Raw genomic sequence first — 14450 nt, forward strand, 5'->3', positions numbered from 1 at the left:
CGCCTCAATTAAAGTTTGAAAACAGAGAGTTCAGTTTTTGTCAGATATAAAACCGCAAACACCAATCAATGTTTCTACAAATGAAACCGGTATAATCCGGCTTTACGACATCACTTTGCCGGATACTCAAGCCAAGGCATTAACGGCGACGGACGTTCAACAGGCCCTTGGCGTGGATCGCTTGAATGGCGATTACATCGATATTTTCCCGATCAGCACATTACAGGGCGTGGGGTTGTTGGGCTATATGATCGATGGGCTTGGCATCGCTGCTGATGATCTGGTGGCGGACAAAGACCGGATTGATCAGATCACGGGGTATGTCGTGGTAATATTGTCACGCGCCTTTGGTGGTCAGACTGTCACCCTGCGACCTGATGCATCGTTGCAGCTGATCGGCACCTATAGCGAAGCCCAAAGCAAAACAGCCCCGGTTGATCTGCAGGCCGAAACGGCCCAGCCGAAACAGGCCGACACACCGCCGTCCAAAAAGCCGAAAAGCAATGCGGCGATATCCGGCATGGTCGCAACCGTGGCGCTTTTGGTGATGTTTGCCCTTGTGGGCCTGATGATCTGGATCGGGGGATAAGTCAAAGTGGCTGATCCCTATCGCTTCAAAGACACCATCACACCTTTCGATCCGGATCTGAAATTCTGGCAGAAACATCTTGTGCCCGGGGAAACTATCATTTGGGAAGGTCGTCCGAATTTCAGCTTCAAACTGGATAAAACAGCCTTGGGTCTGGCCATCCCGGGTTTTGTGGCATCTGCTGTTCTGTTTATCATCAATAATGATCTGCTTGGGGCATCGGGACCAGGCCAACTTGTCCTATCACCAACAATAACGCAGCAGATCAATTGGGGTATCTTCATCGCCATTGTGTATCTTGTGCTTTATCTTCTGTATCACAGCATGACCCAGTCGCGATTGACCCGCTATGCATTAACCAACAAACGCGCCTTGATCCACAACAGGCTGCCGTGGCCGAAACTAAATGCCAAGTATTTGACGCCGATGTCTGAAGTTGCATGGGATCAAAGCGATCCCGGCAGCATTGTCTTAGGTCAGTCCATCACGCAGTATAGATCAAATGCGATCTTCAGATCCGGCATTGTCAAAGAGCGAAAAGAAGGGTTTTTGAATATCGACAACCCACAAAAGGTCTATGATCTGATGCAGCGCGTGGTAAACGATAAGGTATGACAACGCTATTCACCAATGCCCGTTTGATTGATCCGCAGGCTGGAACAGACCAGATCGGATCGCTGCTCATCAAGGATGGGCAGATTAACAAAGTGTTAACGCAAGATGTTGATTTAGCTGAAAAAAAGTTGACAGCTGTCAACTTTTTGGATTGCGGCGGAAAATGTCTGGCCCCCGGCATTGTTGATATCGGTGTAAAGGTGTGCGAACCGGGCGAACGGCACAAGGAAAGTTTCAGGTCCGCAGGGCAAGCCGCTGCAGCGGGCGGCGTGACCACGATGGTGACACGCCCCGATACGCTGCCCGCCATCGACACGCCCGAAACCCTTGAATTTGTGACCCGCCGCGCTCAGGAAGACAGCCCCGTCCATATCCGCCATATGGCCGCCCTGACCAAAGGCCGCGAGGGCCGCGAGATGGTCGAGATCGGCTTTTTGCAAGACGCCGGAGCTGTGGCTTTTACCGACTGTGATCTTGTCGTCCAATCGACCAAGGTCTTGTCCCGCGCGCTGACATATGCCCGCAGTCTGGGCGCGTTGGTCATGGCGCATCCACAAGATCCAGGGCTATCGCAGGGGGCCGCCGTCACATCGGGCAAGTTTGCATCCCTGCGCGGTTTGCCAGCCGTGTCACCCATGGCCGAACGCATGGGCTTGCAGCGCGATCTGACACTGGTCGAGATGACCGGCGTCAGATATCACGCCGACGGTATCACCACCGCCACCGCCCTGCCTGCGCTGCGCCGCGCAAAAGACGCCGGGCTGGATGTGACAGCTGGCATTAACATCCACCACCTGACCCTGAACGCGCTGGACGTCGGCGATTACCGGACTTTCTTCAAAATCAAACCACCCTTGCGCGATGAAGACGACCGTTTGGCGATGGTTCAGGCTGTGGCCGATGGCACAATCGACATCATCAGTTCAATGCACACCCCACAGGACGAAGAAAGCAAACGCCTGCCGTTTGAAGAAGCCGCCAGCGGGGCCGTCGCCCTTGAAACCCTGCTGCCTGCTGCGATGCGGCTATATCATTCCGGCATGATCGATCTGCCAACGCTGTGGCGGGCCATGTCGCTGAACCCGGCCAAACGGTTGGGTCTGAACACTGGTCGTCTGACCGTTGGCGCGCCTGCTGATCTGGTGTTATTCGATCCCGACGCGCCATTCGTATTAGACCGTTTCAAACTGCGGTCAAAATCCAAGAACACGCCCTTTGACGGTCAGCGGATGCAAGGCAAAGTCATCGCTACCTATGTGGCTGGAAAACAGGTTTACGGCCCATGATCCCACCCTTTGACACTGCGCCGCTGATCTTGCTGCTTTGGGCTGCTGTCGGATATTTTCTAGGCAGTATTCCGTTTGGTATGGTGCTGGCCAAGCTGATGGGTTTGGGTAATCTGCGCGATGTCGGGTCCGGCAACATTGGGGCGACGAATGTTTTGCGCACCGGCAATAAAACCGCAGCGGCACTGACTTTGATTCTGGATGGTGGCAAGGGTGCGGCGGCCCTGATCCTGGCACGTCTGTTCGCAGGCGAGGATGCCGCTCATCTGGCAGCTTTTGCCGCATTCCTGGGCCATTGTTTTCCCATCTGGTTGATGTTCCGCGGCGGCAAGGGCGTGGCGACATTCTTTGGCATCATATTTGCGCTGTACTGGCCGCTTGGATTGGCTTGCGCTGCCCTATGGCTGACAGTGGCAGCGATTTTTCGATATTCATCACTGGCGGCCTTGGTCGCATCGGCGCTGTCGCCACTTTTGCTGTTAGCATTGGGTCGACCCGAGGCGATTGCCCTATGTCTTATGCTAACCCTTTTAATTTACACAAGACACGTCCAAAACATCAAAAGGTTGTTTTTTGGCACGGAATTTAAAATCAAAGGTTGATAAGGTCGCAAAACCGATACGCGATGTCCGCACTCAACAGTTTTTTTACATAGCATTGTCACTTCGTCTTGATTTTCAGATCAAATAGGGAAATGTCAGCGCGATAAAAACGTGAAAAATGTGGAGACGGTATAAAATGTCATTTATGGACGCAGTGAAAACCTGCCTTAGCAAGTACGTAGATTTTTCGGGCCGCGCACGTCGTTCCGAATATTGGTTCTTTTACCTGTTTACCTTTCTGGTCGGCATCGTTGGTGCAATCATTGACGGTGTTCTGGGAACAGGTTTCTTTAATCTGATCGCAACACTGGCCTTCCTTCTGCCCTCTATCGCGGCTGGTGTTCGTCGTTTGCACGACACAGACAGATCCGGTTGGTGGTTCTTGATCATTCTTGTGCCGATCGTCGGTGCAATCGTTCTTCTGGTCTTCTTTGTTATGGATGGCACAAAAGGCGAAAACCGCTTTGGTCCAGACCCCAAAGGCGGCAACGAAGCTGAAGTCTTCAGCTGATCTTTTTTGCAGGCCCTGACTCAGGGCCTGCATATTTTCATATGTGCAGTGCGCAGTTGCATCACTTTTAACACTGAAAAATTTGCAATCTTGATTTTGAATGCCCGGTCGGATTATCGAAATGTCAGGCATTATGTAAAAGCGGAGTTATTTTAGATGTCATTCATGGAAGCGGTTAAAACCTGTTTTAGCAAATACGTCACTTTTTCGGGCCGCGCGCGTCGGTCTGAATATTGGTATTTCACCTTATTCAATTTTCTTGTTGGCATTGTTTTGGGCATTGTTGACGGGGTTATTTCTGGCGGTGACCCTGACAGTGTCGGTATCTTTGGCACAATCTATTCACTGGCTGTTTTTCTGCCAGGCCTGGCTGTTGCGATCCGTCGTTTGCATGACACCGACAGATCTGGCTGGTGGTACCTATTGGTCTTTATTCCAATCATTGGCTGGATTGTCTTGCTTGTTTTCTTCTGCACAAATGGAACAGAGGGCGAAAACCGCTTTGGACATGACCCAAAGCACGAAAATGAAGCTGACGTTTTCAGCTGATTTTATTTCAAATCAAATACTTAAAGCGCCGTCCTTTTGGGCGGCGTTTTTTGTTTGCTAATAGAAACTTTGCGGATCGATATCGACAGACAAGCGCAGGGAATTGGGCGGGCGGAATTGGCTGATCCATCTTTCGACTGAGGCCTGCAGGGGGGCTGTTTTTTCAGCCTTGATCAAAAGGCGCACGCGGTGGCGGCCACGGATACGGGCGATGGGCGCGGGGGCCGGACCAAACAGTTGGGCGTTGATCTGTCGCAAAGGCGCATCGTTTCGCGCCATTTCAGTTGCGAAATCAAAGACTTCCTGAACATTTGGGCTGCTTAGGATGATGCCAGCCATACGGCCAAAGGGGGGCACGCCTGCCTGTTCACGTTCAGCTGCTTCGGCCTTCCAGAAATCTTCTTCGTCCCCGGACAGGATCGCGCGGATCACCGGGTGATCCGGTTGATAGGTTTGCAACAATGCCTGACCGGGTTTATCGGCCCGCCCGGCCCGGCCAGACACCTGTCGCATCAGTTGGAATGTTCGTTCAGCCGCGCGCAGATCAGACCCTTGCAACCCAAGGTCGGCATCAATGACACCCACCAGCGTAAGATTTTGAAAATTATGGCCTTTTGCAACCAATTGCGTTCCGATAATGACGTCGGCAGCCCCGTCTGCGATGGCTTCGATCTGGGCTTTCAGGGCGCGGGCCGATCCGTAAAGATCTGATGATAACGTGGCCACGCGGGCGTCTGGGAACAGGGCCTGTGCTTCCTCTGTCAGGCGTTCAACACCGGGGCCAACGGCGGCCAATCGCCCTTCGGCATCGCAGGATGGGCAAACCGATGGCATTGGCTTTGTTTCACCGCATTGATGGCAGACCAGCCGCTTTTGAAATCGGTGTTCGACCATGCGCGCATCGCAATCATCGCAGCCGATCTGGTGCCCACAGGCCCGGCACAGGGTTATTGGCGCATAGCCACGGCGATTGATGAACAAAAGCGCCTGTTCGTTGCGGTCCAGTCGTGCCTGAACGGCCTTTTGCAGGGATGATGAAATCCAGCGATCAGCCGGGATCACCTCATCGCGCATGTCGATGGCCTGCATATCGGGCAGCACGGCATCGCCGAACCGCGAGGTCAGTTCCAGCTTGCTGTATTTCCCACTTTCGGCGTTGACCCAGCTTTCCAGCGATGGCGTGGCAGATGCCAGTATGACCTGAGCGCCCAGAATGGACGCGCGCAACACAGCCATATCGCGGGCGTTATACAAAACGCCGTCTTCCTGTTTATAGGATGTATCGTGTTCCTCATCCACGACGATCAGGCCAAGGTCTTGATATGGAAGAAATAATGCCGATCTTGCGCCCACAACCATGTCGGCGGCCCCTTGGCCTACCATACGCCACGCACGGCGGCGTTCGGTCATGGTCACACCAGAATGCCATTCAGCGGGCCGCGCGCCAAAGCGGGCTTCGACGCGGGTCAGAAATTCAGACGTCAGGGCAATTTCCGGCAACAGAACCAAGGCCTGACGACCCTGACGCAGGCATTCGGCGACCGCTTCCAGGTAAACTTCGGTTTTGCCGGATCCGGTGACGCCGCGCAGCAGGGTTGTGCCGTAATTTTGCGACACAACGGCCGATCGCAGCTGTTTGGCACCAGCATCCTGATCGGGGGTCAGCGATTTTCCGCCATAGTTCGGATCAAGCCGGGGATAAGGCACATCGCGGGGGCAGTCTTGTTCAGAAACGGCACCCAGTTTGACCAGACCTTTGACGACACTTGAGGTAACATCGGCGCTGTCGGCCAGCTCTTTCAGGGTGAACGCCAGCCCGCCGTAATCGCGCAAAACCTGCAAAACCCGGGTGCGTGCGTCGGTCATTCGAGTGGGTTCTGCGGTGCCCAAACGATAGACTTTGCGCATGGATGGCGGATCACCCAACCCCGGCGCACGGGTCGCCAAACGCAGCATTGCAGCCATGGGTGTTAGCGTATAATCAGCGGCCCGCTTCAGGAATATCTGCATTTCTTCGCGCATGGGGGCCACATCCAACACCCTGATAACGCTTCGGATTTTGGCGATGTCATAATCCCCGCGTCCCGCGTCCCAGACCACCCCGATCACCTTGCGGGGGCCAAGTGGCACTTCGACAAATGCGCCAATGGCACAGCCGCCTTCGGGAGCCTTGTAATCCAGCAACCGATCTAACGGTTGCGTTGTCAGCACCGCAACCAGATCGCCTTGATTGAAAAATGATGGTGTTTGCACTGTGATGGCCCGTCGAGGGTTTCATTGAATTTCGGGATGCCGACCGTTTCGTGTCTTAGTCTAATTCGATTGAATTGGCACGATATCCCGACGTTTCTGTGATAAAAAAGTGAGCCCAACTGTCTTTACCGCAGAAAAGCCTTGCCACTTTCGGGGTAGATTGGGCAATAACGGTATCAGAAAAAATATAAAAGCGATGGTACAGTCGTGGAAAAAAAATACGAGACAGGTATGAGCAGTAAACCTTTGATGGATGAAGGCGTACGCGAAAAGATCATCGCAAAGCCTGATATAATACTTGAAGATCAAGATGTTATGCGTGCTTTGGCATCCGCTAATGTTCGCGGTCTTGGCAGTAATGTCATTGATTTGCGTGGTGTTGCAATGGATCGGCTGGCTGCAAAGCTGGACCGGTTAGAAGACACCCACAAATCCGTCATATCCGCCGCGTATGAAAACCTGGCAGGCACAAATCAGGTGCATCGTGCGATTTTGCGCATGCTGGACCCGATTGAGTTTGAGGATTTTCTGAATAATCTCAATGGTGAGGTGTCTCAGACATTGCGTGTGGACAGCATCAAACTGGTGCTGGAAACGACGCAGGATGATGCTTATTTGCAATCGGATCAATTGGATGATGTTCTGATTGTTGCTGATCCGGGATACATTGATGACTATATCACCCAAGGGGCCAATGCATCGGCAAGACTGATCACGCTAAGGCCGGTTGAACATGCAGATCCGGCGATTTATGGCGATCTGGCTGCTGAAATCAGATCAGAATCCTGCATGAAATTGAACCTTGGTGATGGGCGTCTGCCCGGTATGCTGGTGATGGGGGCCAAGGATGCCGATCTGTTCAAGCAAAGCCAAGGCACTGATCTTTTGACGTTTTTTGCCGGCGTGTTCGAACGATCGATGCGCCGCTGGTTATCGTGATCCAGATCTCAGCTGCCGCGCATCACGCGCTTGAGACTTGGTTATCGCATCAAAAATCCCTTGCAGGATCTGCGCAGAATACATTGACCGCCTATCACAGTGATGTACTGGGATTTTTGGCGTTCATGACGGAATACAAAGCCGAAGCGCAGGGGTTGGCGGCACTGTCCAAGCTGTCGATCACTGATATGCGGGCCTGGATGGCGCGGGAACGCAGCCAAGATGTCAGTGCACGGTCGTTGGCGCGCAAGCTGTCTGCGGTCAAAACCTTTTATCGTTGGCTGGCTGCGCGCGAAGGGTTTGAACCCACCGCCGTTCTGGCCACGCGGTCACCGAAGTTTCAGAAAAAACTGCCGCGGCCTTTGGATATAAATGCGGCCAAAGCGATGATCGATACGGTCGAACTGCAGTCGCAGGAAAACTGGATTGCTTTGCGTGATGTCGCGGTTGTTACGCTGCTTTACGGCTGCGGTCTACGGATTTCCGAGGCGCTTGGCCTGCAGGGACGCGATGCCCCGTTGCCCGATGTGCTGCGTATTCTTGGCAAGGGCGGCAAGGAACGGATCGTGCCGGTGATTGATGCAGCCCGCGATGCGGTTGATACCTATCTTGATGCGTGCCCTTACCGACAAGATGCTGATCAGCCGTTGTTTCGCGGGTCACGGGGGGGTGCGTTGTCATCGCGTTTGATCCGCAAAGCCATGCAACAGGCACGGATGCAGCTTGGCCTGCCCGCGACTGCGACACCACACGCCATGCGCCATTCCTTTGCAACGCATCTATTGGCGGCAGGTGGCGATCTGCGGGCCATTCAGGAATTATTGGGGCATGCGTCGTTATCGACCACCCAAGCCTATACGGCTGTGGACACCGCGCGACTATTGGACGTTTATCAAAAGGCACATCCAAAAGCGTGATTGCCAGACTGGCTATTTTCGGCCATGAAACCTTGATGGCGAACAGATTTAAAGCAACATTGGTTCATTTTTTAACTGCGACGGGTGCCGTTTTCGCGATGTTGGCCCTGATCGCCGCTGTCGAAGAAAGCTGGAGCATGATGTTCTTGTGGCTGGTCGTGGCCCTGTTGGTCGATGGGATCGATGGCCCATTGGCGCGGCGTTACGATGTGAAATCCCATGCGCCGCAGTTTGACGGTGCGATCCTGGATCTGATCATCGATTATCTGACGTATGTGTTCATCCCGGCCTATGCATTGTTCAAATCGGGCCTGCTTGGCGGGTGGCTGGGGTGGTACGCATTGGTTGTGATCACCTTTGCCTCGGCCATGTATTTTGCGGATACGCGGATGAAAACAAAAGATAACTCTTTTTCCGGGTTTCCTGGCTGTTGGAACATGGTTGTGCTGGTTTTCTTTGCGATTGAACCCGACAAGCTGATCATTACGGGCGTCGTGACATTGCTGGCGATCACGATGTTTGTGCCCGCGAAGTTCATTCACCCCGTGCGTACAGCCCGGTGGCGGACAATTTCGCTGCCCGTTGTTCTGGGCTGGACGGTGTTTGCCGCATGGGCGGCATGGGTCGATTTTGACCCGGACAGCTGGGCGCATTGGGGTCTGATTGTCACCAGTATTTATCTGATGGTGGCAGGCATACTGCAGCAGTTGATCCCGGTTAAAGCGGTGTCATAGCAAAACATCCGGCATATGCGGTTTATACAAATCGTGCATATCTTCCCCGGAAAGTACACGTGATGATCGATATTCTAAGATCAAACATGCGTAGTGGTGATCATTAGCTGTTTTCATAAAATTATATGTCCAACGTCGCGCATCTTTTTTACCATTTTTTCTTTTCAAGGAGGTTGCGTCACGCACTATTGAAATTAGCATCAAGAATTATTGATCCAGATCGGACGTTTGTCGCGATCTGGGCAAAGTTCAGATGTGCGGACAATCCGGGCTTTCGCTGCATTGTGCTCGAAGGTCCGTTCCGGAGAGGTATACCTAGCGAAACTGCGTTGATCCGTTGACTTCTGGGATGGCAGGTTCCTTTATTGGTCTCACCCAGCAGGGGGACGACGCGATGGAACTGCAGACATTCTTAATCTTTGCGATGACGCAGGCCATCGTGATCGCGTCGCCTGGCCCGTCCGCGATCGTCGTGGCTTCGCAAGGCGCGACAAACGGTTGGCGCACTACGGTTTTCCAGATGTTCGGGATGATGGTAGCAACGGCGATTTACTTCGTTATGTCGGCGACCGGGCTGGCCGCTCTCATCCTCGCGTCCAACCTTGTCTTCCAAATCATCAAGTGGGTTGGCGTCGGTTACCTTATCTATCTCGGCCTAACCGCCTTGCTCAGCCGTTCGGGTGGGCTCTCAGTCGCTCCGACTGGCAAGGTAAAGTCCCAGAAATCTCTCTTCTTGCAAGGCTTTGTCGTGGAGTTTGCCAATCCTAAGGTGCTCCTATTCTTCGCTGCCATCCTGCCTCAGTTTCTCGACACCGCCGCGCCGATTGCGCCGCAGATGACCATCATGGGGCTGACGGGGGCTGCGATGCAATTCGTGATTTACTCGGCCTATGCGAGTCTGGGGAACAAGCTTGCCAATGGTGGCATGCGTGCTTGGATTGTCGATCTGATAAACAGAACGGCTGGAGCGGCCCTCATCTTCGCGGGCATCAAGATGGCGAGCGTCACCGCCGAACGATAGAGTGCGCCATGGAAGACAGCTGTGTGAAACGGTTTCGCCCTTGCATTGTGGTCGTCGTCAGATTTCGGCACGCCTACAAAGGAACGTCTAGAGGCATGCCGAACACTGGAAGCTGCCGTTCATGCACGGCGCAGCATCGGTCAGCCTGGGCTCAAACCGGACCTTACCTGCGATCCGCTTGAACGGCCGCTTTTTATTTTAGGTAAAGCTATCTGGCGGTTCAGGCTAGGGCACAGTGATAACCTCTTTTTCCGTAATAATCATATCAAGTGGTTGATCGGTCTGTTCTAGGGGGATCTGATCAACCTGTTGTATGCTATAGGCAAATCCAATGGCCAATGTTGCCCGTTTTGTGCGCAAATTCTGCAGCGTGCGGTCATAAAACCCACCGCCGTATCCAAGCCGCCCACCCTTACGATCGAATGCGGCCAGCGGCACGATCAGCAGTTCTGGTTCGATCCAGTCGCCCTTGACCGGTACCATGACCTTAAAGGGGCCGGGCATCAAAGCGCCGTCCGGGTGCCAGGCGCGGAACTGCAACGGATGATCGCGCGCCGTGATCACAGGGACACCAACGCGGCCATGGGCCACGGCCTCGGACATGGCGGGCAGTGGGTTAATTTCGCTGTTGATTGGTAAATAACCGGCAACGGGAACCCCACGATAACCAGCTAAAACTTCGGACAATAGTCCAGCGGAGGCACCGGCATCGGCCTGTTTCGCCACATCACGGCGTTGCAACATCTGCGTGCGCAATGCTGATTTTTCGTCAGCCACACTCATAATAAAACAATCACTGCCAGCCCGAGGAAAGCGAAGAACCCAACAACATCTGTCACAGTTGTCACAAAGGCCCCGCTTGCCAACGCCGGATCAACCTTTAGCTTTTCCAGCACAACGGGAATGACCGTGCCTGCCAATCCCGCAACAACCAAGTTGATGACCATGGCAGCGGCAATCACCAGACCCAGATTAATTGATCCGAACCAGATAACGCCAACAATACCCATCACAACAGCAAAGATCACACCATTTATCAAACCCACCAGAACCTCGCGTCGGATCACACGCCAGACGTTGGATCCGGTCAGGTCACGGGTCGCGATCGCGCGCACGGCGACAGTCAGTGATTGCGTTCCTGCGTTTCCGCCCATCGAAGCAACAATCGGCATCAAAACCGCCAGAGCGACAAGTTGACTGATTGCTACCTCAAACTGCGAAATCACCATTGAGGCCAGGATCGCCGTAAGAAGATTAACAGCCAACCATGGAAACCGCCGCCGCGTTGTGCTGATCACTTTGTCACTCAGGCGGCCTTCGCCCACACCGGCCAGACGCAGAATGTCTTCTTCATGTTCTTCGTCCAAGACGTTCATAGCATCATCGATGGTAATGACACCCACCAACCTGTCATCCTGGTCCACGACAGGGGCCGAAATCAGGTGATATTGGTTAAACGCATAAGCGACCTGATCTTCGGGCTGAGTCACGGGAATGGTTCGAAAGCTTTCTTCAGCAATCAGGGTCAGTTTCGTTTCCCGGCGGTTTGCAAGCAATTTGCCAAGGGTGACATACCCCGTGGGCTTCAATCTGGGATCAACCAAAATCATATGATAAAACTGATCCGGAAGATCGTCATTTGCACGCATATAATCAATGGCTTGGCCAACATTCCAATGATCTGGCGCCATGACGAATTCGCGCTGCATAAGGCGGCCAGCGGATTCTTCTGGATAAGACAGCGCTTGTTCAACGGCAACCCGGTCAGCATCATCCAAAGCCTCAAGTACGGCTTCCTGTTGCGGCTCGCCCAGATCTTCGACCAGATCAACAACGTCGTCTGACTCAAGATCGCGAACAGCTTCTGACAAGACTTTTTGAGGCAAAAAATCGATGATTTCTTCCCGCAAGCCTTCATCAAGTTCTGACAAAACCTCGCCGTCGATAATATCCGTCGACAGAACAAGAATTTCGCGCCTTTGCACTTCATCCACTTGTTCCAGCATGTCGGCGATGTCAGCCGCATGTAAGGGTTCAAGCAGATCAGCCAGACGTTCTGCATCGGCCGTCGAAACAGCCAGACGTATGGAAGAAATCAGCTTGTTGTTCAGCTTATAGCTGTCATCTGCAGACACTTCGGGTTCAAGGGTCTCTTGGGTCATATCCTGCCTCCGGGTCGTTGCGGCACCATACGCACAAAGATGGGATTTACCACCCTGCCCCCTGCGCATAGGGTGGCGCGCATGACAGTGCAAGACAGATTACTTCTGGGCCAAACTCTTTCGTTTATCGACGATCCGTTTGACGTTCCCGTTTCAGCTGCTGTTCAGTATATTCGCGATGGCGCGGTGCTGCTGCGGGGGCATTTGATTGCGGATGTTGATGAGGCCGTTACCTTGAAAAAGGCCCACCCCAATGCTGATATTACGGATTATGGGGATGCGTTGATCCTGCCGGGTTTTATCGATGCCCACGTTCATTATCCGCAAACCGCGATTATCGCCAGTTGGGGAAAACAGCTGATTGATTGGCTGAATACATACACATTTCCAGAAGAGATACGGTTTTCCGATCACGATTATGCGACGGTCATCGCTAATCGCTATCTTGATCTGGTGACCGCCCACGGCACAACCACCGTCGTCAGCTATTGCACCAGCCACCCCGAAAGCGTGGATGCGTTTTTTACGGCAGCCAGTGCGCGGAATATGCGCGTTGTTGCGGGCAAGACCTGTATGGATCGCAACGCACCGGACGCCTTGATGGATACTGCGCAATCGGCCTATGATGACAGCAAACGTTTGCTGGAAAAATGGCACGAGCGTGGGCGGGCATCATACGCGATTACACCACGATTTTCGCCGACATCCACGCCAGATCAACTTACCGCGCTTGGCGCGCTTTGGGCAGAACATCCCGATTGCCTGATGCAAACACATATCAGCGAACAAAAGGCTGAATTGGATTGGGTTGCCAAGCTGTTTCCGGATGCGCGTGATTATCTGGACACCTATGAACGCTTTGGCCTTTTGGGGCAAAGGGGTCTTTATGGGCACGCAATTCATCTGACAGCGCGCGAAAGTGACAGACTGCGGGAAATGGGTGCAGCCCTGATACACTGCCCGACATCCAATACATTTATCGGATCAGGGCTGTTCGATATGGCCGCTCGCAAATCCCAAGGGCATATTGTCGGGCTGGCCACGGATACAGGTGGGGGATCATCGTTTTCGATGCTGCGCACAATGGCCGCGGCCTATGAAATCGGACAGTTGAACGGCACAGCACTGCATCCCGCGCAATTGCTTTGGCTGGCCAGTGCCGGAAATGCGCGCACGCTTCATATGGGTAATAAGATCGGGAAATTGCAAAACGGGTTTGAAGCCGATCTTGTTGTGCTTGATCTAGCCTCAACACCAGCAATTGCACAGCGATCCGGGCACGCCGACGATATCTGGCAGGCTGTTTTTCCGACAATCATGATGGGCGATGATCGTGCCGTAATGGCTGTTTGGATAAACGGGCAGAGCATAAGCTTAGAAAACCCGAACAGGGTTTGATAAGCAGCACGTCAATCCAGATCGAACTGCTGCATAATTTCTAAAGCCTCGGCGTGTTGTTGGGCCGATGCCGCAGCAATAACACGTCCCCCCCTGTACGCAGAACCGCCAGTCCAATCCGTGACGATGCCACCTGCCGCCTGGATAACAGCAATTGGTGCGGCAATATCATAAGATTGCAATCCGGCCTCGATCACCAGATCTATCTGACCAGCTGCCAACAGCGCATATGCATAACAATCCATACCATAGCGCGTCAGCTTGCATGTCTTGGCGACGGCATGGAATGCGGCTTGGTCAATCTTGGTTCCAATTTCGGGGAATGTTGTGAAAATGATCGACTGCGCCAGATCAAACCCGACCTTTGTACGCAATTTTTTTGACCCATGCGGACCAAGCATTGTTGCATGGCCGAACCCGCCTTCAAAGCGTTCACCAATATATGGCTGATCAATAATCCCATACAGCGGACCACTGTCATCGCAAATTGCGATCAAAACGCCCCAAGTTGGGGTACCCGCGATAAATCCGCGGGTACCATCAATTGGGTCCAGCACCCACGTTAAACCCGATTGACCTTTTAAATGGCCAAATTCTTCACCTAAAATCGCATCTTTCGGACGATCTTTGGCCAGGATATCTCGCATTGCCTGTTCTGCGGCACGATCTGCGATAGTGACTGGATCAAACTCATCCTCAAGTTTGTTTTCAGTCTGCAGATCGAACGCGCGAAAATGCGGTAATATGGCTTCGCGGGCGGCATCTGCCAAAGCATGTGCCGTTCTGCGAAGCATTTTTTGAGTATCGTCGCTTAGCAAGACAGTCTCCCGGCCAATCCCAAGCGCGGTAGACTGAATTTACCCGGTCACGTCAA

15 protein-coding genes are annotated in these 14450 nt (G+C 53.2%); 11 read left to right on the forward strand and 4 right to left on the reverse strand.

Annotated elements, in window-relative coordinates:
- Positions 1-37: 37 nt before the first annotated feature.
- From HRQ87_RS17020 to HRQ87_RS17045, 6 genes are all read left to right on the forward strand, one after another.
- A complete protein-coding gene (locus tag HRQ87_RS17020) occupies positions 38-589 on the forward strand; it encodes a hypothetical protein (protein WP_174139644.1) in 552 nt (183 codons plus the stop codon).
- 6 nt (positions 590-595) lie between these two features.
- On the forward strand, positions 596-1204 hold the full coding sequence (locus tag HRQ87_RS17025; RefSeq protein WP_174139645.1) for a hypothetical protein: 609 nt from the start codon (positions 596-598) through the stop codon (positions 1202-1204).
- The gene (gene pyrC / locus HRQ87_RS17030) at positions 1201-2490 is read left to right on the forward strand and encodes a dihydroorotase (RefSeq protein ID WP_174139646.1); all 1290 of its coding nucleotides are present in this window, start codon (positions 1201-1203) and stop codon (positions 2488-2490) included. Before HRQ87_RS17025 ends, pyrC begins: the two co-directional genes overlap by 4 nt.
- Complete coding sequence (gene plsY, locus HRQ87_RS17035) at positions 2487-3092, forward strand: glycerol-3-phosphate 1-O-acyltransferase PlsY (protein ID WP_174139647.1); 606 nt, start codon at positions 2487-2489, stop codon at positions 3090-3092. Before pyrC ends, plsY begins: the two co-directional genes overlap by 4 nt.
- Before the next feature lie 136 nt (positions 3093-3228).
- Positions 3229-3603, forward strand: coding sequence for a DUF805 domain-containing protein (locus HRQ87_RS17040; protein WP_174139648.1), 375 nt, complete (start codon positions 3229-3231; stop codon positions 3601-3603).
- Between the two features lie 156 nt (positions 3604-3759).
- The gene (locus tag HRQ87_RS17045; RefSeq protein WP_174139649.1) at positions 3760-4152 is read left to right on the forward strand and encodes a DUF805 domain-containing protein; all 393 of its coding nucleotides are present in this window, start codon (positions 3760-3762) and stop codon (positions 4150-4152) included.
- Positions 4153-4209: 57 nt separating this feature from the next.
- On the opposite strand, the gene HRQ87_RS17050 is transcribed toward HRQ87_RS17045, so the two are convergent.
- Positions 4210-6405, reverse strand: coding sequence for a primosomal protein N' (locus HRQ87_RS17050; RefSeq protein ID WP_174139650.1), 2196 nt, complete (start codon positions 6403-6405; stop codon positions 4210-4212).
- A 231-nt stretch (positions 6406-6636) separates the two neighbouring features.
- Between HRQ87_RS17050 and HRQ87_RS17055 the strand changes: the two genes are divergently transcribed.
- The 4 genes from HRQ87_RS17055 to HRQ87_RS17070 all read left to right on the forward strand — a co-directional run bounded on the left by HRQ87_RS17055 (position 6637) and on the right by HRQ87_RS17070 (position 10016).
- Positions 6637-7344 carry a DUF484 family protein gene (locus HRQ87_RS17055; protein WP_174139651.1) on the forward strand — a complete coding sequence of 236 codons (708 nt, stop codon included), beginning with the start codon at positions 6637-6639 and terminating at the stop codon, positions 7342-7344.
- Positions 7341-8261 carry a tyrosine-type recombinase/integrase gene (locus HRQ87_RS17060; protein WP_174139652.1) on the forward strand — a complete coding sequence of 307 codons (921 nt, stop codon included), beginning with the start codon at positions 7341-7343 and terminating at the stop codon, positions 8259-8261. The genes HRQ87_RS17055 and HRQ87_RS17060 overlap by 4 nt, the downstream gene beginning before the upstream one ends.
- 35 nt (positions 8262-8296) lie before the next feature.
- The gene (locus HRQ87_RS17065) at positions 8297-8995 is read left to right on the forward strand and encodes a CDP-alcohol phosphatidyltransferase family protein (RefSeq protein ID WP_174139653.1); all 699 of its coding nucleotides are present in this window, start codon (positions 8297-8299) and stop codon (positions 8993-8995) included.
- A 394-nt stretch (positions 8996-9389) separates the two neighbouring features.
- A complete protein-coding gene (locus tag HRQ87_RS17070; protein ID WP_174139654.1) occupies positions 9390-10016 on the forward strand; it encodes a LysE family translocator in 627 nt (208 codons plus the stop codon).
- Positions 10017-10241: 225 nt separating this feature from the next.
- Here the strand turns inward: HRQ87_RS17070 and HRQ87_RS17075 are convergent, their stop codons facing one another.
- Together HRQ87_RS17075 and mgtE are read right to left on the reverse strand one after the other, a co-directional pair.
- Complete coding sequence (locus HRQ87_RS17075) at positions 10242-10799, reverse strand: 5-formyltetrahydrofolate cyclo-ligase (protein WP_174139655.1); 558 nt, start codon at positions 10797-10799, stop codon at positions 10242-10244.
- Positions 10796-12178 carry a magnesium transporter gene (gene mgtE, locus HRQ87_RS17080; protein WP_174139656.1) on the reverse strand — a complete coding sequence of 461 codons (1383 nt, stop codon included), beginning with the start codon at positions 12176-12178 and terminating at the stop codon, positions 10796-10798. The genes HRQ87_RS17075 and mgtE overlap by 4 nt, the downstream gene beginning before the upstream one ends.
- Before the next feature lie 81 nt (positions 12179-12259).
- On the opposite strand from mgtE, the gene guaD reads away from it, so the two are divergent.
- Positions 12260-13576: a guanine deaminase gene (gene guaD / locus HRQ87_RS17085; RefSeq protein WP_174139657.1), complete on the forward strand. Its 1317-nt coding sequence runs from the start codon at positions 12260-12262 to the stop codon at positions 13574-13576.
- 11 nt (positions 13577-13587) lie between these two features.
- Here guaD and hisN read toward each other — a convergent pair whose 3' ends face one another.
- Positions 13588-14370 carry a histidinol-phosphatase gene (gene hisN / locus HRQ87_RS17090; protein WP_174139658.1) on the reverse strand — a complete coding sequence of 261 codons (783 nt, stop codon included), beginning with the start codon at positions 14368-14370 and terminating at the stop codon, positions 13588-13590.
- Positions 14371-14450 lie beyond the last annotated feature (80 nt).

The sequence above is a fragment of the Parasulfitobacter algicola genome (genome assembly GCF_013315265.1).
In the GTDB taxonomy this organism is placed as follows: domain Bacteria; phylum Pseudomonadota; class Alphaproteobacteria; order Rhodobacterales; family Rhodobacteraceae; genus Parasulfitobacter; species Parasulfitobacter algicola.